Genomic DNA, 24,927 nt, shown 5'->3' on the forward strand with positions numbered 1-24,927 from the left:
CACCTCTAAAAGTTTGCGAAAGGATCACCAGAATTAAATAACTCGAACGGAAGCTCGATACCATTTTGTTTAAGCTTGCTATGAAAGCCCGGGATCACCCCGGTAGCGCTGAACTTACCTATGATGTCGCCATTTTGGTCTCGCCCCTCGCGGACGAAGCGGAAAATTTCTGACATGGTTATCACCTCTCCCTCCATGCCATTGATCTCCTGAATACTGGTCACCCTGCGCCCACCATCTTCTAGCCGCTCAAGTTGAACAACCAGATCGATTGCCGAGGCGATCTGTGTCCTGATATTGCTAACCGGCATATCGAAACCCGCCATGCAGACCATATACTCGAGTCGCCCTAATGCATCCCTGGGGCTGTTTGCGTGTAAGGTAGTCAAGGAACCTTCATGGCCGGTATTCATTGCGGTTAACATATCAAGTGCTTCCCCGCCTCGTACCTCGCCGATAACAATCCTATCCGGTCTCATACGCAGACAGTTTTTTACCAGATCCCTCTGACTGATCTCACCTCTTCCTTCTATGTTTGCAGGTCGGGTTTCTAATCGCACGGTGTGGGGTTGTTGCAGCTGAAGCTCTGCAGAATCTTCGATAGTGACAATACGTTCATCACTGGGGATATACCCGGATAGCATATTAAGCAGTGTCGTCTTACCACTACCGGTACCTCCTGATACCAGAATATTCAACTTGCCCATCACCGAAGCCTTCAGCAGCTCTATCATCGCAGGCGTTATCGAACCGATATTGATAAGCTGCTCGGCATTTAGCTTATCTACCGAAAAACGCCTTATTGAAAGTGCCGGCCCATCGAGCGCTAAGGGCGGAATGATGGCGTTAACACGTGAGCCATCCTCAAGACGTGCGTCGACCATGGGGGATGACTCATCTATTCGTCGTCCGACACTCGACACTATTCGGTCAATAATATTAAGAAGATGGGCATTGCTATGAAATTTTATCGAGACCGGCTCTAGCTTCCCCCGTCGCTCCACATATATCCTGTCAAAAGAGTTAACCAATATGTCGGAAATAGAGGGATCGGCAAGCAGGGTCTCCAGTGGACCTAAGCCCAACACCTCATCGATGATGAGTTTTATTAGGTGTTGCCTGGATGATAGGTTTATCGGTAGGTGCAGATCGCTAATCAGCTTTTCGCATATCTCATTAATCTGACTCTTCGCCTGCTCTTTGGAGATGGTCTCAATCAAGGAGAGATCCATCACGCTCAACAGCTTATTATAGAGCTGCTCTTTAATCTGCAGCTCCTCAACGGATAGCGCTTTAAAACTTGTCATCCCTTGTTGTTTCAGGACTGTCATAATTATTTACCTAATAGTCGATTCCAAAATCCTTTTGTACGCTTCTCACCATCATCCGGTCTGGGGAAAAAGTGCTCGGTGACCAACTTTAGATCCATTAGCATCTGCTCCCTCTTGGCAACTTCGGTAATAGGAGTTCCAAGATCGATACACTGACTCGCGAGCCTGAAGTCATTTGCAACCACAAAAATCGAGTCGATACCCGTCGTCTCCTGTATATCTTTTAGATTAATACCGGAGTTTGTCTTCTGATATCGATTCACTAACAGGTGTATTCGCTTAGTATCTATCCCCATGAAATTGATCAATTGATTTACCACCGCCTTGGTTTCCCGAATGCTCATTACATTCTGTTGCATCACCAATAATATATCCGCATTAGTCAACATATCAGCATTCCACACCTCGGGCCCCCGGGAAAGGTCGACAATGACCTGATCGTAGTATTGACGACACTTAAGCAGGAGCTCATTGGTATTACGCAGTTCAATCTCCTCGGTTGAGTTGAGCACAGCAAACGGTTTCGCGGCCAGAAGGTGCAGGTGACCTTTCTTCGTCATGGCGCCTTTTAGCGCAATTTCATCCAGTGAGTCTAGCTCCTGTATCGCTTCGGTTATATAGTAGGTAGGCTCTAAGCCCAACATGTGTGCCAAGGTGCCCTGGAGCAGATCGGTATCGAGCAGTGCGACCTCCCCCTCGGCCCTATCAGATGCGACAACCGCCATACTCGTCGCGATAAAGCTTGCGCCCGAGCCCCCTTTACCATTAACAACGGCGACTACCGGAGCAAGGTCGGCCTTTTCAGCCAATTTCAGTGCAATCTTCTCTAACGCCTGCAGCAAATCTAACTCTGGATCTTCGAGTGGAATAAAGTCACTGACTCCCTGCTGAAAAGCCAAACGTAAAACACTTTGTGGCGTATCATGCCCTAATAGGATGATATCGACTTCGTAGGCGGCCGCAGCCTTCAAAGCATGAACAGCACTGGCTTCATCGTTAGGTAATACCAGCAGAATAAGATTAAAAGGCCTGGCCGTCGTTGAGCTGGCAGCGAATGGATTGAGTGAGTGAACCTTATCCCATGATAGGTTCAAACAGGTGTCAAGACTCGTCTCTATCTGCGCCACATCTTCCCGCTGAGTATTGATCAGCAGCACGTGTACTGGATAAGGTAATATATGATTCGACGCTGTACTGGCAGACGAACTAGTCTCCTTCTCTTCATCATTAGACACTAGCAACTCCAGTGGCTTATCCATTCAATCATCCTTCTGAGATAAAAAGTCCTTATATTTACTATAGTAAGGATTTTCTAAAGGCGATGATTTAATTGCAATCAATATACCCTGAACCAGGATCTTCATCCTCTACATGGTATACACCAAGACTCTCCCGTGGGAGATACGTCGTAAATGTTGGTGAATTTATCACCCGATAAAGGCCCGGGACTAAAAACTCATGTTGATAGTTAGCGATCTCGGCGCGAACCAACTTAATGCCTATACCAGTGGCATCATTCCCCTCACTGTCGAGATAACTGATAGTCAGGTTTGCCGGAGTTAAATTTGGTATTAACTCAGCTCCATTAAATAACCCCATGCTTTTGATATCGGTATCGGCTATCTGGCACACCACAGCAATCCTCGCCGCCCTTCTGGAGGCCTCATGGAGCACATTGTAGGTATACATCAACCTACCCACTTCAATGATGGCAAAAAGCAGTATCATGAATACACCTGCTACGATGGCAAACTCTACGGCATACACGCCCCGTTGATACCTCATAACCCGGCTCTCATCGCATGGCTGACACTGAAATTAAAACTCAAATCTATACCATCACCAATTCCGAACCCCGAAATTCGTTCACTGAACAATGGTTGCCAATTATAGTTAACTGAGACCGCCACTATGTTTGTATCTGGCGAACCAGAGATGATCACATCACTGGTTGATAAGCCGGAGAGCAAGGGCACTGTGCCGCCAACCTTGCCATAAACAAGCAGATCTTTCGTCTCTGAGATACAGTTCTTACAATCTAAGTTACAATCATCTCCCAGGTCACAATTGTCATCAAAACTGGCGGCAAGTTCTCCACTAGTATCGGGAATGGCAGTTACTGACAGGTAGCGACTTGCATCGCGTACCATGCGGGTAAGATAGCTATATTGGTAGATTGCTCTTCCGATCTCAGCCGTGGCAAACACCATTAAAAGAAGCACAGGCAACATGATGGTAAACTCGATTGCCGCAACCCCCTTCTGCTTAACCATACTCAATCTCCCTATGAGTCCGGACTATCGGGGTCTCGATATAGAACAACCGTCGAAACCTTGCTCGTGAATGTTGGATCGAGCGATGCACTACCGGAGCCGGAACATACACTGACAAACTCACCTATCACATGGGCTTCACTTCCCTGTTGCGATACATCTTGTGTCATAAAGAAACATCCGGTTCCCAGTGCCTGAATCGTATTTGCGCCATTAGTATTACCATCACAGACACCGATAACTATCGGAAACTCCCTTCGACCCGATGTCGCCACTGTCGAAGTATCAGGTAGGATATCCCCGCTGAACCCGGCGGGACAACTTGAAGGGGGAAGCGCCGGTGAAGCCGGGCTATATTCGGCATGGGTATAATAACTCAGTACGTTTCCTGAATTATCAACAGGAATGGTGTGACCATTAACGTCGAGTACCGGGTTCCCGAATTCATCGAGTTGCACAAGAATATTACCATCACCGTCTACTTGAATTCTTTCTCCCTGACAGGTATCAAAATCCCTCAAATATTCATCTAAGTTACCGCCACCGGTATCGGTTCCAAAGCGTGTATTCAACCCCTGAACCACCGGACCTACAGTGTTGCCGGGTTCTGTGGGTATATCATCCCCCTCCTCTACACACATACCTAAGGTAAAGTCACCCGCCAAGGCCCTTCGAATGTCTGCACCACCTGAACTACCGTCCATTCTGAGTAACTGAAAATTCCCGGGGCCGATTGGGCTATCTGTATTTGAACCGATCTTCATGACGTGTATGGCGCCAGGGCTGAAACCGAAGTTATCCTCTTTATCTTCATTGATTGCACACACCATCATAGGGACGGCTTTGTTGAGACACTCGATATCTGTACTTCTTCCGGCAACAGCCGAAGCTCTCACCGCCTTATCGAAGTTCATGATCTGAGCCAGAAAGTTTGTAAGCCCCACATTTTCGACTCTGACCCGAACATATTCACTCCCCTCCACTAAGATTGGGGAGAAGGGATCGGGCCATTCGGAAAATTCGATAAACAAATTGGGGGCCACCTGGGTAGAGTTAAAATCGGGAGCCGAAAGATCTATGCTGCTATTGAGCTCGCCGTTCTCCTGATACTGAAGGTTTTGCAATAGTAGAGTGGTAGCCGCCTCACGAGCTTCATATAAGCTGGCACCATCCTGCAGCTCTTTTGCGGCATTAAGAGCCGCGGCATCTACTGCATTTTGCAAACGCCCCTTATTAAGAAGCAGGTGCCCGCCATCAAGCGCCAAAGCCGCAACGGCGATAAGTGAAAACAAGCCAATGGTAAACATGACCAAAATAGCTCCACCTTGTTTACGATATGGACTCATATTCATCCTGGTCACCATTTAGGAAATAGAAACAGAAACGCTCTGTTTCTCCTGAATTAACTGTTATCCCCTCATAACAAGTGAGAAATCAATCTATCGCCTTAATAGAGATATTGTCTCTTCCAGCCTTAGGAGGAACATTACTTTCACGATATGCCTGCATGACTCGTTCACCGTAATTCCCTTCTAATACCCCTACAATGCCTTCATTTCTATCCGGTGCACCGGGATCAAGAATTTGAAGCTGCTTAACCTGCTGATAACTTTCCCCCATAGGAAAGTCATTGATTTGAGCGCACGCCGACAACAGGAGAGCGCCAATTAAACTTAAAAGTTTAATATAGCTACTAAGGTTTACGGTTAACTTTTTCATACACCACCTCTCCATTAACTATAGTGAATGTCCATATTTTTGCTGAGTACCACTGTCATCAAATTTCGCATCCGACTCTATCGCCTCATAAGGTGTCTCATGCCGATCTTTTTCCGTTTGTTTTTGTGACATTTTTCCTAACAGGTAAAACTCCATATCGGAAGGCAGAACAAAATCGTCTGTAGGCAGTGATATCTGCTTCTTATTAAACGGTCTGACTAACCTGGGGGTTACTAAAATAACCAACTCACTCTGACCACTCTTAAAGCTTTTACTGGTAAATAGTTGTCCTAAAATCGGGATATCACCCAGACCCGGTAATTTATCGATATTTTCACGTAGGGTGTCACTGATCAGCCCACTGATTGCAATGGTTTGCCCGTCAGCAAGCTCAACAGTTGTCGCCGTCGTTCTCTTCACAATTGAAGGCACTACTAGCGCGGTATTTGAGCCCCCCGTAAGCGTCACCGAGTTAGCATTGCTGACCTCACTCACCATGACATTCAAGTTAAGGTTAATTTGCCCCGAATCTAACACTGAAGGTACAAATTTAACGCCGACACCAAAGTCTCGATATTGAATAGTCGTAGACCCATTGGTTCCAGGTACAGGAATAGGAAACTCACCACCGGAGAGAAACTCAGCCGACTGACCGCTCATTGCAGTCACATTGGGCTCGGCCAGTACTTTCGCGAGACCATTTTGTTTTGCTACATCGAGTGCGAAATTCATCATCAAGTTGCCATCAAGATAGCGGGCAAAGAAGCCACGACTATCGATAGCGGCAGCTGGATCCAGATCGAAGGTCCCACCGGCTCCGGCGGTGCCTATAAAGCCTTTGTCGCCTTTATTAAAGATAAAAAACTTAGAGTCAAATTGACGGGCAACCTCTTTTTGAACTTCGGCAATCACCACCTCAAGCATCACCTGATGATCACCACCGACTGTCATCATATTCAAAACGGTACTTTTAATCTTAGAAACCGTTGCGGCATCGGCATATGCCTGAGCCAGTTCGACTGCGGTATTCATTTTTTGCAGGTTACTCGCCTGGCCACTTATCAGAAGTTGTCCTTGAGAGGTTTGTACGCCTAACTTTTCACCTGGCAGAAACTCATGCAAGCGGGTTTTTAACCCATTGAGGTCATGAGTTATTTCGATATCAATGACATCGACTAGCTGCTCATTTTTATCCCATACCATGATATTGGTACTGCCCAACTTCTTTCCAAGCACATAGAGCTCATTATTAGGAAGCAACTTGATATCGCCGATGTTTGGGTTACCCACAGATACCCGATGAATAGGTTGCCCAAGCTTTAATACCCGAGACTTAAAGATCGGAATTAACTTAGTATCCCGACCGTCACCGGTGGGTCCACCAGCATTGACAGAAAAATTTATAAAAAAAAGAGAAAAAGCAATAAAACAACATGCTAGCTTAACCATTCTAGTTATATAAAGTGGCATGATGCACTCCTTTATCAGTGTGTGGGTAACCCCGAAAAACACCTAATTGTTCACCTTTATGACCTGCTCTTGCATTCCCTTAAGCAGATAAACTTTGGACTTACTTTGTGCGGTAACCCTAACAACAGGTTTAGAAGGCTCCGCTACCGGAGAGGGTTGAACAGGCTTTGTCTCCGTCTGTTCAACATTCAAGTCATCATCAGCATCACTAATCAATGCCAGCTCAACTTTTGTTGAATCATTGGGGTTTCTAAGGGCTAGTTGTAATGAACCCCGCCCTTTTGCAATCATCAGGATCTCCGCCTGCTCGAGATCAAGCTCCAAGGTTACTGCCCTTACCAACTTTGGCTTATTTTCATCATTGGACGAGCGCTGATCGATAGCCAGAATTTTTACATTGGCTAGCACGACATCGGTTTGTAATCGCCCCTGTTTCTTATAAAGGTTCAACACATCAACCCGGTTACCAGGCAGGAGAAAACCTGCCACGCCTACAACATCATTAACCCTGATGGTCACTGCGCGCATCTGAGGAGAGATCAGGCTTGCCAGCGTACTTCCCTCTCCCTTCTTGGTGAGACGTTCGCTACGCAGCACCTCTCCGGCGTAAAGGTTCTGTTTAACCACCATCCCCTCAGCCTCTTCAAACGTCTTGATGGCAGTTTCCGGAATAACGGCATTAGGCATAGGTGTCTGCTTGAGGTGCTTGCGTTCCAGAATAGTCCCTAACGGCACAAGGGTCGCCATAGTGATCACACTGGTAGAAGCTTGCGGGTTAGTCGCCTCGGTATTGGTTTTGAGCCAACTCTGAGCAAGAAAAACGGCTGCAACGCCAAATATTAACGATAAGAGGACGAATAATATGGTTTTATTGTTCATCAAGAGCTCCTTTCTCGCTTATTGAGACAAACGGTGTGGCCTACACGAAATATATTGACCATGCTTCAGCAATTAATGTCTTGGTGACTTCCGGCTTCAATTCCATAAAACTCATCTGATCAGACATGATCCCCAACAGATCCCTCGGGTAACAGGGGATCAGTGGCTTCTCATATTTTTTATGAAATTCAACAAGCAGATACTGAAACATCTCTTCACTACAGCTAAGTTTTTTCTCTTCACACACCTGAAACCAGATCCGTCTGTATAGTGGTTCATCCAGCGCGTCAAAGTGAATCTTATAACCAAGACGTCTTAAAAAAGCATCATCAACTAAGTCATTAGGGTTTAGATTAGTAGAAAAAAGCAGTATTAGCTCGAAAGGTATCTCAAAATGTTCACCGGATTGAAGCGACAGGAAATCTCTTCGCTCCTCCATTGGAATGATCCACCGATTAAAAAGCTGTTTCGCACTGATTTTTTGACGCCCTAAATCATCAAGCAATAGAATGCCATTATTGGCTTTTAACTGAATAGGAGCCATATAGGTTCGGCTATGGCTATCAAATTGAACCTCGAGCATATCAGCCGTTAATTCACCTCCGGTGATCCGCAATGGTCTTTTACACTCTATCCACCTGGGATCATGGCCTTGAGCAAGATCTAAGGCATTTACAGGTCTATCACTCTCGACTTTATGGTGAAGTTGGGGGTCATATACTTGTATCACTTCGTTCCCGATAGCAATTGCATATGGAATTAAGACATTATCTCCTAAGGTAAGATTGAGATTACGGCATAGATAACTTTTCCCGGTACCCGGAGGACCATATATCAATACTGGTCGGCTCGAATTAAGCGCAGGGCCGATCTTACGTAGAAGATCATTGGGTAGAACGAGGGCCTGTAAGCCGGTTTGTAACATATCAAGTGTTACCGGATTTCGGCGACTGGACTGCTTTTGGCAAACTTCTGAGTATTGAGAAAGAGGAACCGGTACTAATCCTCGATAACCACTCTTAGCTGAGGCTTGTTTCGCATATTCATCTCCGCCATGGCTCAATGCATAGCGCATCTGTCCATCGGGAGTCGATTGCCTGTTTTCAACCCAGGCCAACTGTTTGGCACTATCGAGCAGGTATTGGATGATGCCACCGGAGATCCCCATCTTAGTGACTAACTCAGATTTAGTTAATACGCCGCCACCGAGCAGGTGCTTTAGCATAAGATCAATCAGGAGCGGCTCTTGGATACCCGTCTCCCCAATCGACTTAGGTCTTGGTGCCAACTCTTCATTGGCATAGTGATCCTGTACCCTGTGCTCACGCGCAGAGTCTCCATTTTTGAATCTGAGCATTCTAGGTTGCCCCTAATCCCAGGTATAGAGTCCAGTTTTGATAAAGTGCAACGACATCTTTATCGAGAGAGCAAGCCCAAAGCCATCCGATAGCCAGTGCCGGAGCATAGGGAACGGTCTGTCCCGCCGCCTCATCCGCTTCAGGCTTGAAATAACTTCGCAGGTAGAAACAGTCCCAATACCTTTTCATCGTTTTCCAGATGCCGGTCAAACCTGTCTTCCATATGATAAGAAGCAAACTGGTTCCGGCTCCGGCTACAATTCCGTAGATCAAACTGGAGAATAGCAGCTCAGGCCCCATCAAAGCACCTATTCCCATCATTAGCTTGATATCACCTGCGCCTAAGATACGAAACAGAAAGGTTGGAAAAAGGAGTATAAAGGCCAATCCAAAGCCAAAAGTAGCCATTAAGACACCCGCTAATTGGGCATAATAGGCGTTGATGGCAAAACCACAAAAGATTGCCAACAGGCTAAGAGTATTAGGGATCTTCTCTTTATAGAGATCTATGCTGATAGCAGCAATAAAGAATAGTCCGGCAAGTATCAATTGCAGTGTTAGTTGAGTATCTGACATATCCTGTCCCCAACATCAATTTCAATCAACTAGCCCACGATACTGTGGGCATAATCGCTGATTAGTGTCTAGTTATTGCGTACAATCAGTACTCGCACCGTTCACTGCCGACGCCAAGCAATCGATCTTAGACGTTGCATTATCGCCTAACTGATTAAAGGCCGCGATCATTCCCCCAACCACTAAACCACCGGCTATAGCATATTCAACTGCAGTAAGTCCACTTTCATCTTCAATAAATTCGGTCAGCATCTGTTTAATGTTCATAATGTCTCTCTCCTGGTCCATTGACACATTACTAAGGCTTGTCTGTCCCCTTAGTCAGTAGCAGGTATTTACTACCTACCAAGCTGCTTTTAGTGCCCACAGCAGATGAACCCTAAAGCTAACTTAAAAGTAGCAAAGGTCTCATAGATGCTCCACGCTGATTAAATTAGTGATCTATTAACGATGAAGCTACATATCATTAAATAGAGTACACATAATACTTTTTTAAAATGGAACACAGTCGAAAGTATGAATATAACATCAGAGGAAACATTAAGAATACGACAATAAAGAGTTAACAAACAAAAGCTTATAATCAGAACAGTTATAACGAGTCAATATTTTTGATAAATAGTAGAATCAGATCAGTTAATTAATCAGTTTTGATATTTGTATAGAGGAAATGGCTAAGAATAGTGTCCCTAACCTATTAAGTTAAAAAGGTTAGTTAAAACAGTTGAACACCTCAGTAGCAAAATCTAATGATTATTTCAGTTGCCACATGCTCTCTGTATTCATATGAGCATATTTAAATCTCAACCTATAAGTTAACATTACAAGGTCTGGGCTTGTTTGTCGATTAGGATTACCACAATAAACGCTAAAGCTTAGATGCCATCAATCATGACTCGTCTTGGAGAGTGTGTGACCCACGAATAGCCTAGTCTATCTAAGATTCGATAAATATTTGAAATTTCATAATTAACACCAAAATTCTCTGCAATATAAGCCTGAATATCGCTTCCTTGTAGTTTATCTGTGCTTCGCGTTGTAGCTCGATGTTTTAAATATCGTGTTAATTGCTGTATCTGTTCATCTGTCAAAGAGGCTGGTCTGCCTGTATGCTTTTTCTCTTTCAGCCCATCTAAACCATAGGTTAGATAATTTGAGACCCACTTGTTCACGCTGGTTCGACTAACTTTAAGATAGTCTGCGATTTGATATCTGGACTTTCCCTCTTGAAAATGAAGCAGCGCCAGCAGTTTTAACTTCATTCTGGCATTCTTTTCCTGTTGAATCAGCTTCATAAAATCGGGAGTATCATAACCGGGTTCAGCCATAACTCTATATCTCCATATCAAGATTGTAGATGTCGGGTCTGATTTGAAGTTTGCCTTCTCTATCGACCCAGGAGGTGTGATAAGTGATAAGCACAGGGATTGGGCTTGTAAGCAGAAAATTCCGGGTCTCTTTTCCTCCTATTGCCTTATCTAACTCCCTTGCAGTCTTGTCCGTTTCCACAAAGTACTTGGATAAGGCTTCAGGATTTTCCAGCCTAATACAACCATGGCTTAATGCTCTATTTCTGTTCTTAAATAACTGTTTGGCTGGTGTATCGTGAAGAAATATAGATTGACTGTTAACAATGGTGAAACGCATTTGACCTAATGCATTGTCGGCTCCGGGAGCTTGCACCAATCTATATTGGTGTAACAGATTGGGGAGTTGATTTGAGTCAACGTCAGCCAATTTAATGACTTGCGTGTTGTTTAAACCTACACCATGCAACTCAAACTTTTTATGGTTGAGATATCCCGGCTCTTTACTGTTCAGCGGCAGTAACTCACTCTGTATGATACTGGCCGGTGGCCTCCATGAGGGGTTAATTGTTAGGTTAGTGAGGTGTGTTGATAATATTGGGGTTTGTGAGCTCGGTTTACCAATAATGACTTTCATTTGCAGGGTCACACTCCCCTTTTCGAAGAGGCTCAATTGATAAGCGGGAAGGTTTATCCAGACTGACCTCTCTCCGTTCAGACTCGATAGTGACATCCAGCGCCACAGGTTCCGTTGCATCTGCTCCACTCGTTGCAATGGGGTAACATTTATGGCTTCAACGGTGTATCTATCAAGGTTACCATTCACATCTAACCCATGACGAAGTTGGAAAGACTTGATCCCCTCTATAACCATAGGATCATATATCGACTCGCGATATCGGGTTAGCTCGCTTTGCTCAAGGTCGCCAAGCTGTGTAAGCATCCACCTTAACCGCTTAACCTCGTTTGAACTCTGCCCCAACCTGAATTGATACTCACTAATCCTTGGCCATGGTATATTTATCTTTCGCTTATATTCACCAATCATGCTTCTGAGTCGGTAAACCTCGTCAAGCTCGGGTAAAATCGAATATAGGTACTCACCTAAACGTTCACTATCAATTGATTGCAACAGTTTTACCTGTTCCAAATAGAGTGTTTCATGGCCAAACGCAACCTTACGTTTAATAACAGACAGTAACGCTTTTGTGTAGTTAATATCTGCCTGTTTACGCTGTTTAACTGTTGTTGTGGCCAGAGGCTCTATCTCAACTCCAAGATCATCCAGTAAGCTTTTTAGCATCATTCCATTTAAACTCACGCCTCTTCTATCGAACCAGAGAGGTTTATCGGTAGAACCCGCATAAATTTGTACAAGGATCTCATCATCATTCAATGGCTTTGCCACTGACACACCACAAAATAACAACATAGTCACGGCGATAGATACGAATAACAATGAAACAAGTCTCATACTCATGATGCCTATCTGAAAATCTCTTACGACTCAACATAAAAAGACAGTGGTTAGCAGATATAAGAAAAAATTAAAGTTTCATACAAACGAACATAGGTAATCACATGAAAGTAAGGCATAAAAAATCTAGAAAGCGGGTATATCCTGCAGATCTTTTTCTGGTGTTAACTTTATTTTTTTGCCAAATCACCTCTATAACATTTAGTACAAAAAACATCTATGGACAAACTTTCATCATGATATGTTTTCAAAGCCCCCTAACTCATCCAAATGAACACAAAGCCAACTATACTTTCATAGATAGGAAACATGATCGTAATTTATGAGCAGATACATAAAAGGATAATTAGGTTCCATGAAGCCAGGAATGAACTTCACACTACAGATGAGTTTAACTGTCGTCATCATATGTTTACTGGGGGTAAACATCATCCCTGCATGGCAGGCTTACCAGTCCAGGCTAGCGATCACGACAGACAGCCCATCCGGTTCCAGTTTAGCCGAAAGATACCTGATATTGGGTGATTGGCCGGCCTCAGATGTCTACAGCGCCCTTGAGGACAATAATAAATACAAAGTGTTAACTGCCACCAATAAAAATACAGATAAACAAGAGTAACGACCTCTATAACTTTAATGCTCAATGAGTTTGGCTATTAAATTTAAGGGAATTTATGTACGCAATGCATCCTGAAAAAACAGGAGAGGTATCTATGATGAGGACATTTTGGCGAACGAACGCCTTAATGTTGCTTTTATTGGTTTTACTCTATAACTTCAGGCAGCTGTTGCAATATTACTCCTCATTTTCCATCGCAACCGCGATGACACATATCAATCAGGATGACCTGTTTAGCCACGGCATGTTGACTGATTTAATACAGTTTTCTCTACTCGTTATTGCACTCCACCTTATCTGGTCTGTAATTATTACTCTATCCTGCCGCCCCTGGTTCAGCTTTACCAGGCATGAGGGGATAAAAACACAGATCTGGCTCATTATTGCGCTCATGCACTTTACTCTGGTGCTGGCCGCAAATGCATATCTGTTTCCAACTTCCCTGCTTGGCTTTTTAAGAGATACTCCACTGGCGTCACCCATTGGTTTATTAATACTTACAGGCTTGATTGCGTATTTGTTTTTATGGGGAGTTTACGACCTTTTCGGCAAATTCGTCACCTTCTCACTAATCATATGCGCTCTTACGTTTAGCTTTATCATGACTCTCAATTTTTCTGAAGCATATAAGCCAGCGGATAAAGAGAATCCAAATGTATTTATTATTGGCATTGATGCACTGAGGCCAGACCATCTCGGTTATAGAGATCCGAATAATCGCTTTACTCCTCATATCAACAAGTTTATTGCCGAGGCGAGCGTATTCGATAACACTTACACGCCATTAGGAAGAACATATGTGGCATGGATGAGTATACTCTCAGGTCAATACCCGAAAAATAACGGCGCCAGGTTTAACCTCGCTCCACCTGAGCTGGTTCAAACTAAGCTGCCATTGATCAGAGAGTTAAAGAAAAAAGGGTACAAAACCACTTATGCGATGGATGAAAGGCGGTTCAATCAAATAGACGAAGAGTACGGGTTCGATCGAGTCATAGGGCCCAAAATTGGCGCAGCAGATGCCATCATCTCCAATGTGGCTGATATCCCATTGATTAATCTCTTCGTCAATTTACCTTTTTCCGACAGCTTGTTCCCCTATCTGTATATCAACCGCGCCTATGGTAAAGCTTACAGTCCTGAACTTTTTAACCAAAAGGTCAGTGAAAGTTTGTCGACAACTCAACCTAACTTTCTTGCGGTTCACTTTTGTCAACTTCACTGGCCATATACCTCAAGAAACTTTATCGATATCGAAAGCGCTCAATGGAGAGGTAACTATAACCACTTCATGTACCAAGCTATGTTATCTAAAGTTGACGCTCAGTTCCGCCACTTGATGGATGAACTCGAACGTCGGGGTTTTCTGGATAATGCGCTGGTATACCTGATATCGGATCATGGCGAAGGATTTATGTTGGAAATAGACAGGCTACAGGCTGCAAGCGGGGGCAACAATGATGAAGAGTTAAATGTCAATGCATGGGGCCATGGCACTAATATTCTGAGTCAGGAACAATCCAACGTTCTTATGGCATACAAAAAATTCAGCCTTGGCGCTAAAGCCGAACCACAAAAGATATCCGGGATATTTTCTCTGATCGATATTGTGCCAACAATATTCAGTGAGCTTAATATGCGTTTAGAAAATTCTGATAAAGCTTTCGATGGAATTATTCTTCCGGTGGGAAAGCACTCATTGAGCACTGAAACTACTCAGCGTGAAGTTTTTGTAGAGTCCTCCCTGCCGGTAAAATCGATCAATGCCAGTTTCATCGATGAGAAAAAAGTTTTCTCAGAAACAGCATCACAGTATGAGGTTAGAGATAATGGTCGCGTTGTCATGCAGCCACATTTTTATAAGGAGTTAATAGGAAAGAAGCAACGCGCTATCTATTATAAGCAGTGGCAACTCGCTATTTTGCCTGATTTTGAAGAGTTAATTCTGGTAGATACGAAAAATAAAACATGGAGCTCAATATCAAACTACCATGGGCCAGCTCCCTGGAAGAAGATGCTGAGCAGTTTATGTCAACATTACCGCGATGATCCGGGGTTCGACCCAACCGATAAATGCACAAGTAAATTAGTAAACTTTGCACCATATAAAAATACAGGTTTTTAATTTATTGACTATCCTTCTTTGTAGTCAATTAAATGATAACTTCGAATGCCATACATATAGAGTTGCAACGCTGGGCATTTGCAAACCACATTAAAGGATTTTTGTGCGTATATTCAAGGGACTTACGTATGTCACTCTATAATTTATTAAGAAGCTCAAGTTTTCAGATTGGGTTTCCATTACTCTTAGCCATACAGTTGTGCCTGTCTCAGGAGCAGGTATTTTCTCTGTTAGCCTCATATCAAGAGTTAGTTAATGTCATTCCCTATATTCTGTTTGCACTGGTTATCCTATTGAGCCAGCCTTTTAATCAAGGTACTACCGGTTTAGTCTCATTGTTGATGCTGGTCAGTTACTATATGATCCACAACTGGTTAAAGGTTCCACTGGATGATATTAACAAAATTATATTTGTTTTATTAGCAACTCTACTCCCCTTAAACTTGCTCCTAATCCATGCTCTACCCGATAAACGAATACTCTCCAGATTTGGGGTAACTTTTTCTCTTTTTATTCTGTTGCAATTGGTATGGGTCTCAATTTTACTTCAACACCTATCGGCAATAGACATCAGTTGGTTATGGCAATCTTTCCTGAAACCTTTACCGACTCTCTCTCCCTCCCCCTTAATGCTGATAATCTTATCTTTTTTCATTACGGCATTTAGCGCACTAATACTCTTGTGTAGGGAGCAGAACTCTGACCAGATTATCTTTATCACTCTGCTGTTTACCAGTGTTATGCTCTTCTCATTCAATAAGCCCTTGATGCCGGCCCTAACCAGTTCAATTACGGCAATACTACTACTAATCTCAATTATTAACTCGAGCCATGAGCTCGCTTTCATCGATCAATTAACCGAACTCCCCGGACGCCGCTCTCTCGAGGTTGAAATAAAGCATCTGTCCGGCTTATACACTATAGCCATGGTCGATATCGATCACTTCAAACATTTTAATGATACCTATGGTCATAGAACCGGTGATGAAGTACTACGATTAGTTGCTCAATTAATGAGTAAGAATAAGGGCCGGGGTAAAATTTTCAGGTATGGCGGTGAGGAGTTCACTATTCTATTTAAGGGCAGGAACGCTAATCAATGTATGCCATATCTAAATAACCTCAGAACAAGAGTCGCTGAGTATGACCTGAAACTCCGCGACTACTCTTTGCGTAAGGTAAAAGGCATACAGCTCAAAGGTCAAACTGAAACAGTGAGTGCTGAATCTGTAAATATCACTGTCAGCATAGGTGTTGCAGACAGCATCTCAGAATCCATACCTGAAAATGTAATGAAAGCTGCAGATAAAGCCTTATACCGAGCTAAAAATGGAGGCCGTAACAGAGTAACAAACTTAAGGTTCGCCTAGAGGTAGAGAGTTGTTTTCGCGCTACTCTAACTTGTATCCAGATTATAAATGATTGGTTATTGTATCAATCACCTCTCTATTTTATGAATATTATCAATAAATAAAGTTGCCTGTCATAATTTGTACTAATGTTATAACTATTAAAACAATAATTAGTTCACAAAAACTTTTTGGCAAGGAAACACATGGCGAATGAATATGTAAAACAGGGAGTGTTAGGCATAGAGCAAACAAACAACCGTATACAACTAAATCAAATCAGCTTGCTTTCAGCTCTTCTGGTTCTTGCAACTATTGCCCGAATATTTGTCGCGTTTCGTTATGAGATTAACTGGGATGAGTTTTTCTATCTCTCCTTGATCTACAAATTTACCAACAACGACCTTTACGCTAGTCTACAAACATTTCATGTTCATTTTTTTACCTGGCTTACATGGATAACTTCAAATGAAGTAAACCAGATCATCTCAGCCAGGTTGATCATGCTGCTGCTTCAGGTGGGAACAGTTTTTATTATCTATCGCATCAGCTGCAGATACCTCAATAAACCAGCGGCACTGTTTGCAGCCCTTTCCTACTTTGCGGTTTCTTACAACATTCGAATGGGAGCCAGCTTTAGAGCCGATCCTCTGGCAACATTCTGTTTGATGGCAAGCCTGGACCTCATACTTACAAAATGTATCAATCATAAACGGGCGTTATTAGCCGGGTCCTTAATAGCTATATCCATGATGATAACGATAAAGTCATCACTCTACCTGCCAACATTTTTTTTTATCACAGTGGCACTTCTGCTTGTCTCCGACAAAAATAAAATAGATTGGCAAAAAATTATGATGATTATTGCCGCATCAATCTGCACTTTCTCATTGCTTTACCTGTATCACAAGAGCAGCATTTCAGTCATAGACACAACCAAAGCGATGAATACCATTTCGGACAGCTTTGATAAAACCATTAGCCATTACCAGTTATTACCAAGAGAACGTTATCTTTTTAACTCATTCAAGTTAGATATTGTCTATTGGCTGGTACTCCTTTATGGCTTGAAAACAGTCTGTTTAAACCTCTATGTTCCAACAATATTAAGCCGACAAGCATCTATGATATTGCTTAGTCTCATCTTACCACTCTGTTCAGTTCTGTTTTATCGTAATGCATTTCCCTACTTCTATCCGTTCATGCTCGCCCCTGCGAGCATTATCTGTGGCGTTGCCTGGCACTCTATTCAATGGAATAAACATAGATTTAAGGAGTCTGTTGCCATTACTTCATTCGTTATGTTCTTGTTTGGGCTAAGTATTATTTACAATGGCTTCATCGTCCCTCACAAGAAAAACTTAGATAGGCAAAGAGAGTTGATAGAGGTGGTTCATCGGGCATTTCCGAAGCCAATGCCCTATTTCGATCGATGCTCAATGATAGCCTCCTTTCCACAAGTTGGCTTTTTTATGAGTACCTGGGGAGTCGATGACTATACCGACAATAACCAGCCAATTTTAAAGAGTGCAGTAATTGAGCAGACCCCACCCTTTTTTATCGCCAATATAGGATCTTTGGACATCGAGCAACAAACAGCAACACCCTACATAAAGCAGTACGCCATATTAACCGAAGACCGTGAAACCCTAAAAAACAACTACATTCACCACTGGGGTGAGCTATATGTTGCCGGGAAGCGATTATACTTAACTCAGGAAACACTCGAATTTTCAATTACTATTCCGGGGTTCTACACTCTTGAAAGCAGTTCAAAAGCGGCTATCGATGGTACTGCTCTTACTCCGGGCGACTCAATCTTTTTAGACTCTGGTAATCATGTAATTGAATCAGAGTTTAAAAATGAGAATTATACGCTGCGCTGGGGAGATAGACTTTATCGCCCGACTTACCAACCGGAAGATAGAGCAATCTTTAGCGGCTTTTAACTAAATCAGCCATTTTCGCCAATGGAAGGTCATAAGAGATGAAACTAATCGTTCAAATTCCATGTTACAACGAAGCTGAAAATTTAGCCGATGTCATAAAGGCTATTCCAAAAAGTATTGCAGGTATCGACACTATTGAGATTTTAGTAATCGACGATGGTTCAACTGATGAAACGATTAAAATTGCGACTGATGCAGGCGCTGAGCACATAATAAGCAACACATCAAATAAAGGACTGGCCCGGTCATTTCATATGGGTATAGAACACTGCCTCAAGCAAGGAGCCGATATCATCGTGAATATCGATGGTGATAATCAATACCGGGGAGAAGATATTCCACAGTTGGTTACCCCTTTATTAAATGGAGAGGGAGATATCATCGTCGGCGACCGCGGAGGCTACAGTAACCCCCATTTCTCATTTTTCAAGCGTAGTCTGCAAGTATTTGGCAGCTTCATTATCAAAACTATACTCGGACTGGATATAAAAGATGCCGTTAGTGGCTTCAGGGCTATTTCGAGAAATGCTGCTCAGCAGATTAATATCGTCTCTGAGTTTAGTTACACCATAGAGATGTTGGTTCAAGCCAGTGCGAAACGTCTCAGCATCAAGTCAGTTCCGACTCAAACAAATCCTAAGAAGCGGGAGTCACGATTGTTCAAATCGATACCGCAGTTCCTCTATCTTTCAGGAACTACACTACTACGTATGTACACCATGTACCGCCCTTTACGTGTATTTTTCTCATTAGGCTTGCTGGCTATATTGATCGGGCTAATACCTATCATCCGTTTTCTTAACTTTTATTTCCAAGGCGATGGTGACGGGCATATGCAATCACTAATCTTAGGTGGAACTTTGATGACGTTGGGGTTGCTGACACTACTGGTAGGCCTGATAGCCGATCTCATTAACTTCAATCGTAAACTAACAGAGAAGGTGCTGCATAAAATGGAGAAGCTGGACGAGAAGCTTACCGATTTCGAAACTCGCTCTTCCTGTATTGAAAGCCAGTTCCAACATCAATCAAAAGAACAGATAAAGACAAAAGTTATAAATGATTAATAAACAGCGGGTATAACTAAGATCAGGAGGGCAATTTGAATAAAAAACCAGACAATAATGAAGCTAATGCACGCCCTTCAAAGAGAGTGCTGTGTGTGACATCGAATTATCCAAGGTGGCAAGGAGACAGCACAACCCCCTTCGTACATAACCTGGCACAAGACTTGAGGAAGTTGGGGTGGGATGTCGATGTATTAGCCCCCCATGCTTTAGGGGCTGCAGAGCATGAGATTTTGGATGGGATCTATGTTGAACGCTTCAGGTACCTGCTACCCGAGCGGGCTCAAACCATATGTTATCAAGGTGGTGCTTTGATGAACTTACAGAAAAACCGAATGAACTACCTTAAATTACCCGCTCTGATTATATTTCAATGGTTTGCAATTATTAAACAGTTGATGAGTGGAAAATATGACCTCTTACACAGTCACTGGATCCTCCCTCAGGGTTTTACCGGAGTACTTGCAGCTATCCCTCTGAACATTCCTCATGTGGTAACCGTACACGGCAGTGATGCTTTCTCATTAAATGGAAAATGTCTAACTCGTTTCAAAAAGTTTACATTAGATCACGCAGATGCAGTCACTGTAAATAGCTCAGCTACAAAGCAGAAAATACTTTCAATTGCTCCTCATCTATCTAACCTTAGCTTGATACCTATGGGAGTGTCGACATCACAGCGGGACACCAAACGTTGTGCCGACCTGCGTTTACAACATAAAGGCGATGATGGTCCACTACTTATTTTTGTTGGTCGTTTAATTCAATTGAAGGGAGTTGAAGATCTATTGCATGCAATAAGTATCTTGAAAGAAAATTTTTCGGATCTGCGATTGCTAGTATTAGGAGACGGTCCTTTGCGAACAGAGTTGGAGTCCCTTGCGGCACAGCTCGAAATCGATAAACAGGTCTTTTTCACTGGCTGGGTTGAGCCTGAAGATGTTATTAACTATATCTCGGCTGCCGATATATTTATTGGACCTTCAAAACATACCCCGGATGGCAGTACAGAGGGGCAAGGATTAACTTTTATCGAAGCTATGCAAGCAGAAACACCTGTTATAGCGACCTCTATCGGCGGAATCGTTGATGTCATTAAACACGAAAAAACGGGATTACTTGTTGAGGAGTGCTCTCCCGAGCAGATCGCCGATAGCGTATTACGCCTTACAGAAGATAAAGAGCTAGCGAACTCACTCGTTAACAACGGAAGAGATATAGCTAAAAACTTAACCGGCGACACTGCAGCAAAACTCCTGGACAAAGTATTTGTAGAACAAATTTTAAAAAAGAGCCAATCCAGTTAATAATTTACCAGCTAACCATTTTTAGGGTATTTAAATTGGGGAATATATGCCTGTGAAGAAGCATTTAAACCTGGAACAACGTAAGAAACTTCATGGCGCAGACTACGTAAACCAGTACCTAACGAAATCACCAAAACGATTGAGGGAGTTAGTAGACAGAATGCATATCGCCCCTGGTTCAGATGTTATTGATTTTGGCTGTGGTGATGCATTAATAATCCAATACATTAAAGATTTTGTTAACTCATATCAGGGAGTAGATTTTTCCTCAACATTTATTGAAGTTGCTAACCGTAGGAAAAAGGCGATTAATGCCAATAATGTTAATTTTGAATGTGATTCTATCGCAAACTTTTGTAAGTCTCATAAAGAATCATACGACATTGGATTTGCTCTTGATCTGAGTGAGCATGTTTACGACAAGGAGTGGCAGGAGATAGTAGACGCTATGTACCAATGCTTGCGCCCTGGTGGAATTATTTACTTGCATACCCCTAATGCCGGCTTCTTTCTAGAAAGAATGAAAGAACATAATTTTTTGATCAAACAATTTCCTGAACATGTCGCAGTTCGAAATGCCCAATCAAATCATCATTTTTTTTCAGTTGCCGGATTCGAAAATATTAATGTGAAATTCATCCCCCACTACAATGTCCTACGATTGGTACATCCGCTATCATGCTTACCTTTCGTAGGTAAGTTTTTTCAAGCTCGACTATTTATCACCGCAAAAAAACCTCTGAGAAAACGCAAGTTAGGAGTTGCAACTTGAATCGGCTATATCGATTAACGGGCATAATTTTAGTTGTAGCAGCAACTATCTATTTCCTCTTGTACTTAGTAAAAAACTGGGCACTGCTGTCTACAGACACCTTTGAATTACAAATGGCTCCAACCTTTATAGTCACTACTCTTTGCTACCTTAGCTGTTTCCTATTAACATCTAAGGCCTGGTATAGGCTACTGCTTTATTTCGGCGAAACACCAAGATTTCTACCAATCTTAACGATAACTTTGCTCTCGCAGTTCGCCAAGTACTTACCTGGAAATTTTGCGCATCATATTGGTCGTATTTTGTTAGCCAGCAATGAAGGCTTTTCCAAGAGATCCATTGCTACCACCTTAATATTTGAGCTGATACTTGTTATATTAGCTGCCGGAACGTCAGGACTAATCGCTGTTGCTTTTACTAAATCAATACTCGTTTCAGACTTTTTAAACCTCCCCTCTCCAGAGCTGGTATCAGCGTTATCTGTCGTTATTGTATTAATCTTTTTATTATTTTGTCTTTCCATCCCCAGCATAAAAAATACGATTATAAAGAGCTCAAAAGCTAACGTTTTTTATATTAAGCCTATATATCACTTGCTAGTGTGCTACTTATTTTACATAACGAACTTCCTGTTGCTAGGTGCAATTTTGTATTTACTCACGGATGCAGCATTTAGCCAGGTTAAACCTGATTACTGGTTGCTAACAGGGCTATTTTCAATCGCTTGGATAGTCGGTTTTATCACCCCTGGCGCTCCAGCTGGTTTAGGCGTACGTGAAGCCATACTCGTCATGGCTCTTGACCCAATCTATGGCTCAGCTGTTGCACTTTCATTAACGATCGCATTACGCATTATTACTACTTTAGGAGATGGTCTTGGATTCTTAATAGGACTGTCAATGAGAAGATGCCTCAAGTACGATTCTAAGGCTTAATTATCGCCATAGTAGCCAGGATTTATTAAAATCTTTATTTTCTCCCTTACTAATTACTTTGCAAACCTAAGTTAATTGAGGCTTAGTTAAATTGATATTGAGCTTACTTCATAAACCGAAAAGCAAAAAGGTTTAATGGCAAGTTCACTAAGAATAAAGCCTTTGCAATCTCACTGCTAATACGGCAAATTATGATTCAGGTTGTTTCACTAACAGAAGAAGGCTCTTATGTGGTTCCAAAAGGAAATCAGGCTTAAGGCACGTCGGAGAGGTTTTCACCTTATCACCTCTGAAATTGAACAAGCAGTGACTGAAATTAGTCAATACAAAGTTGGTTTAGTGCACATTTTATTGCAACACACCTCAGCGGCACTGACCCTGAACGAAAATGCCGATCCAAGTGTAAGGGAAGATTTTGAACGATTTTTTAACCGCCTAGCCCCTGAAAATGAGCACTATTACACCCATACCTATGAAGGGCCCGACGATATGCCAGCCCACCTGAAATCATCGATGCTGGGCTGTGAGCTGACGATTCCTGTCACCGATGGCAGATTAAACCTTGGCACATGGCAAGGCATCTACCTCTGTGAACCCAGAGACAGAGCAGGCAACCGTAACCTGGTAGTGACCATTCACGGCGAATAACACTCTGGTTAAGTGGAGAGGAAGTGGCTTATTCACTCCCCTCCACTAAATCATATTTTTTTAAAATCTTTTTCCACCTGAGATTTTTATCAAGCCTGGAAACAAAGTCAGATAGTGTCGGGTGAAGCTCATGCAGATCCGACGTCAGCATCATATGTCTGGTGAAAGAGAGAAAGGGCTTTGGCGACAAGTAAACTTGCTGCTTTAATTTCATATCGTCAAGTAGAAACATCGCCACACTTCTGGGTTGGATCGTTAAATCTCCGCGCCCTTTTAATAGCAAAGCCAACGCCTGTTTCTCTCTGTTGACATCGAAACGCTTAATTTCATTTCTGGCGAGCATAGGCTTCAGTGACTGATATTGTCTTCCCCTGACGGCAACCAGGGTTAATCCCTTCAATGATTCGGGGCCGTGGAATACCAACCTAGTTTGGGAGGAAGAGATCACTTCATTTCTGTCTTGCCATATCGCTGGTGTCCATAAATAGTGATTCTCGGCATCGTCTCCCATCCAGCGCCAATTTACAAAAAGAACCACACCCTGTCGCTGCTCTGCCAGATATTTATTCAATCGGGCTCTTGGAAGAGAGATAAGCCTGAATTCAAACTTTCCGGCAAGTTCATCATTCAACAAATTTACAAAATCTATGGCAAGACCTTCACTATCTCCGACCAAAAATGGAGGGGTAAGGTAATAGTTCCATAGCGTGATGACACGAGTATCGGCCCTTAGCGGTGATATGAAAGGGGTGATAAAGATAAGAGTGGCAATAACGAGCGACATTCTTGACATCGATCCCCCCTCCAAAAGTATGACTCTACACCTTAGTTGCACCCGACATAGTTTGCAAAATTGAGTGCCAATACATAAATAATTATATGTAGGCTCATACAGTTCACATCTTTATTTTGTTACATACATTGACCCGGGCGGTAAGCCTTGTACATAAACATAGTGCACATTGTTCTACTTAACGCCCCGTTTAAGTCAAATTACTCTAAATACCCACCTTAAGCTGTTTGTTTTTCAACCACCGAAGTTAGATAATTAAGTATGCATTAATTTCGAAGAGACTGATATGAAGCTACCCGGTTCTGAATCATCCCTGAATTTTATCGAGCGTTTCGAGAAGAGGCGGCAGGAGCAGGCGGAAAAGCTCGCCTCGGGGCTGAAGATCAACAAGGCCGCCGATGATCCGGCGGGCCTGCAGATAGCAAATAGATTAACTTCTGCCATCAACGAGGTAGATAGGCGTGCAAGTAATGCCAGGGACCAACAGAGTATCTATAATACTCAAGCTGGACAGCTTTCATCGATCACAGATAGCCTGCAGCGCGCTAATGAGCTGGCCATACAAGCTGGTAATCCCCTGAATGATAACTCCGCGATTCAAGCAGAACTGGACCAGTTAACAGATGAGATAAATATCATCGCAGAGAGTGCACTGGGCCAGACAAATTTTATCTCCGGCCTCGATGCCTCTGACCCATCAGCCTCTCAAACAATCATCTCAGATGCCAGTGCAGTTATCGAACAATCGGCCGCTGATATTGGGGCCAGTAGCAACGGCTTAGATAGCCGCATCAATAATTATCAGATAAGCAGTATTAATACATCTGCCGCGCGTTCCCGAATTCAAGATACCGATTTTTCTGAATCATCATCGGAACAGGTTAAGGCTGATATCCAACTAAAAATTGCAGTTCTCACCAAAAAAGATGAGGAGGAGAGAAAAGGATTGCTCTTTAACCAGTTTATTTGATGT

General features: G+C 42.9%; 24 protein-coding genes. 10 read left to right on the forward strand and 14 right to left on the reverse strand.

What is annotated here, in order from left to right; translation table 11 throughout:
• Positions 1 to 5: 5 nt before the first annotated feature.
• The 13 genes from Q1B47_RS09930 to Q1B47_RS09990 all read right to left on the reverse strand — a co-directional run bounded on the left by Q1B47_RS09930 (position 6) and on the right by Q1B47_RS09990 (position 12,387).
• On the reverse strand, positions 6 to 1,331 hold the full coding sequence (locus tag Q1B47_RS09930; RefSeq protein WP_299792520.1) for a CpaF family protein: 1,326 nt from the start codon (positions 1,329 to 1,331) through the stop codon (positions 6 to 8).
• A gap of 2 nt (positions 1,332 to 1,333) precedes the next feature.
• Complete coding sequence (locus Q1B47_RS09935) at positions 1,334 to 2,590, reverse strand: P-loop NTPase (protein ID WP_299792523.1); 1,257 nt, start codon at positions 2,588 to 2,590, stop codon at positions 1,334 to 1,336.
• 67 nt (positions 2,591 to 2,657) lie between these two features.
• Positions 2,658 to 3,116 (reverse strand): TadE family protein, encoded by a 459-nt coding sequence (locus Q1B47_RS09940; protein WP_299792526.1) that lies wholly within the window; start codon positions 3,114 to 3,116, stop codon positions 2,658 to 2,660.
• Complete coding sequence (locus Q1B47_RS09945) at positions 3,113 to 3,604, reverse strand: TadE family protein (RefSeq protein WP_299792529.1); 492 nt, start codon at positions 3,602 to 3,604, stop codon at positions 3,113 to 3,115. Before Q1B47_RS09945 ends, Q1B47_RS09940 begins: the two co-directional genes overlap by 4 nt.
• 11 nt (positions 3,605 to 3,615) lie before the next feature.
• Positions 3,616 to 4,956: a Tad domain-containing protein gene (locus Q1B47_RS09950; protein ID WP_299792532.1), complete on the reverse strand. Its 1,341-nt coding sequence runs from the start codon at positions 4,954 to 4,956 to the stop codon at positions 3,616 to 3,618.
• A gap of 82 nt (positions 4,957 to 5,038) precedes the next feature.
• Positions 5,039 to 5,323 (reverse strand): hypothetical protein, encoded by a 285-nt coding sequence (locus Q1B47_RS09955; RefSeq protein WP_299792535.1) that lies wholly within the window; start codon positions 5,321 to 5,323, stop codon positions 5,039 to 5,041.
• A gap of 18 nt (positions 5,324 to 5,341) precedes the next feature.
• The gene (locus Q1B47_RS09960) at positions 5,342 to 6,793 is read right to left on the reverse strand and encodes a type II and III secretion system protein family protein (RefSeq protein ID WP_299792538.1); all 1,452 of its coding nucleotides are present in this window, start codon (positions 6,791 to 6,793) and stop codon (positions 5,342 to 5,344) included.
• Positions 6,794 to 6,835: 42 nt separating this feature from the next.
• The gene (gene cpaB / locus Q1B47_RS09965) at positions 6,836 to 7,672 is read right to left on the reverse strand and encodes a Flp pilus assembly protein CpaB (protein ID WP_299792541.1); all 837 of its coding nucleotides are present in this window, start codon (positions 7,670 to 7,672) and stop codon (positions 6,836 to 6,838) included.
• 40 nt (positions 7,673 to 7,712) lie between these two features.
• Positions 7,713 to 9,029 carry an AAA family ATPase gene (locus Q1B47_RS09970; RefSeq protein WP_299792544.1) on the reverse strand — a complete coding sequence of 439 codons (1,317 nt, stop codon included), beginning with the start codon at positions 9,027 to 9,029 and terminating at the stop codon, positions 7,713 to 7,715.
• A 1-nt stretch (position 9,030) separates the two neighbouring features.
• Entirely contained in the window at positions 9,031 to 9,606 is a 576-nt protein-coding gene (locus Q1B47_RS09975; protein ID WP_299792547.1) for an A24 family peptidase, read from the reverse strand.
• Positions 9,607 to 9,678: 72 nt separating this feature from the next.
• Positions 9,679 to 9,873 (reverse strand): Flp family type IVb pilin, encoded by a 195-nt coding sequence (locus Q1B47_RS09980; protein WP_299792550.1) that lies wholly within the window; start codon positions 9,871 to 9,873, stop codon positions 9,679 to 9,681.
• Between the two features lie 608 nt (positions 9,874 to 10,481).
• Positions 10,482 to 10,934, reverse strand: a complete 453-nt coding sequence (locus Q1B47_RS09985; RefSeq protein ID WP_299792553.1) for a helix-turn-helix domain-containing protein — start codon at positions 10,932 to 10,934, stop codon at positions 10,482 to 10,484.
• A gap of 4 nt (positions 10,935 to 10,938) precedes the next feature.
• On the reverse strand, positions 10,939 to 12,387 hold the full coding sequence (locus Q1B47_RS09990) for a L,D-transpeptidase family protein (protein ID WP_299792556.1): 1,449 nt from the start codon (positions 12,385 to 12,387) through the stop codon (positions 10,939 to 10,941).
• Between the two features lie 358 nt (positions 12,388 to 12,745).
• On the opposite strand from Q1B47_RS09990, the gene Q1B47_RS09995 reads away from it, so the two are divergent.
• The 9 genes from Q1B47_RS09995 (at position 12,746) to Q1B47_RS10035 (ending at position 23,161) form a co-directional block, all read left to right on the forward strand.
• Positions 12,746 to 13,009, forward strand: a complete 264-nt coding sequence (locus Q1B47_RS09995; protein WP_299792559.1) for a hypothetical protein — start codon at positions 12,746 to 12,748, stop codon at positions 13,007 to 13,009.
• A gap of 391 nt (positions 13,010 to 13,400) precedes the next feature.
• Positions 13,401 to 15,134 carry a sulfatase-like hydrolase/transferase gene (locus tag Q1B47_RS10000; protein ID WP_299792562.1) on the forward strand — a complete coding sequence of 578 codons (1,734 nt, stop codon included), beginning with the start codon at positions 13,401 to 13,403 and terminating at the stop codon, positions 15,132 to 15,134.
• A gap of 128 nt (positions 15,135 to 15,262) precedes the next feature.
• Complete coding sequence (locus Q1B47_RS10005; protein WP_299792565.1) at positions 15,263 to 16,504, forward strand: GGDEF domain-containing protein; 1,242 nt, start codon at positions 15,263 to 15,265, stop codon at positions 16,502 to 16,504.
• A gap of 185 nt (positions 16,505 to 16,689) precedes the next feature.
• Positions 16,690 to 18,432: a glycosyltransferase family 39 protein gene (locus Q1B47_RS10010; protein WP_299792568.1), complete on the forward strand. Its 1,743-nt coding sequence runs from the start codon at positions 16,690 to 16,692 to the stop codon at positions 18,430 to 18,432.
• 38 nt (positions 18,433 to 18,470) lie between these two features.
• A complete protein-coding gene (locus Q1B47_RS10015; RefSeq protein WP_299792571.1) occupies positions 18,471 to 19,499 on the forward strand; it encodes a glycosyltransferase family 2 protein in 1,029 nt (342 codons plus the stop codon).
• Between the two features lie 95 nt (positions 19,500 to 19,594).
• Positions 19,595 to 20,806 carry a glycosyltransferase family 4 protein gene (locus Q1B47_RS10020; RefSeq protein ID WP_299792782.1) on the forward strand — a complete coding sequence of 404 codons (1,212 nt, stop codon included), beginning with the start codon at positions 19,595 to 19,597 and terminating at the stop codon, positions 20,804 to 20,806.
• A gap of 52 nt (positions 20,807 to 20,858) precedes the next feature.
• Positions 20,859 to 21,578 (forward strand): class I SAM-dependent methyltransferase, encoded by a 720-nt coding sequence (locus Q1B47_RS10025; protein WP_299792574.1) that lies wholly within the window; start codon positions 20,859 to 20,861, stop codon positions 21,576 to 21,578.
• Positions 21,575 to 22,513, forward strand: a complete 939-nt coding sequence (locus Q1B47_RS10030; protein ID WP_299792577.1) for a lysylphosphatidylglycerol synthase domain-containing protein — start codon at positions 21,575 to 21,577, stop codon at positions 22,511 to 22,513. Before Q1B47_RS10025 ends, Q1B47_RS10030 begins: the two co-directional genes overlap by 4 nt.
• Before the next feature lie 228 nt (positions 22,514 to 22,741).
• Positions 22,742 to 23,161: a secondary thiamine-phosphate synthase enzyme YjbQ gene (locus Q1B47_RS10035; RefSeq protein WP_299792580.1), complete on the forward strand. Its 420-nt coding sequence runs from the start codon at positions 22,742 to 22,744 to the stop codon at positions 23,159 to 23,161.
• A 28-nt stretch (positions 23,162 to 23,189) separates the two neighbouring features.
• Here Q1B47_RS10035 and Q1B47_RS10040 read toward each other — a convergent pair whose 3' ends face one another.
• Entirely contained in the window at positions 23,190 to 23,954 is a 765-nt protein-coding gene (locus Q1B47_RS10040; RefSeq protein WP_299792583.1) for a transporter substrate-binding domain-containing protein, read from the reverse strand.
• Positions 23,955 to 24,240: 286 nt separating this feature from the next.
• On the opposite strand from Q1B47_RS10040, the gene Q1B47_RS10045 reads away from it, so the two are divergent.
• The gene (locus Q1B47_RS10045) at positions 24,241 to 24,924 is read left to right on the forward strand and encodes a flagellin (protein WP_299792586.1); all 684 of its coding nucleotides are present in this window, start codon (positions 24,241 to 24,243) and stop codon (positions 24,922 to 24,924) included.
• The last annotated feature ends 3 nt before the right edge of the window (positions 24,925 to 24,927 follow it).

The organism is uncultured Shewanella sp. (assembly GCF_947501225.1).
GTDB lineage: Bacteria > Pseudomonadota > Gammaproteobacteria > Enterobacterales > Shewanellaceae > Shewanella.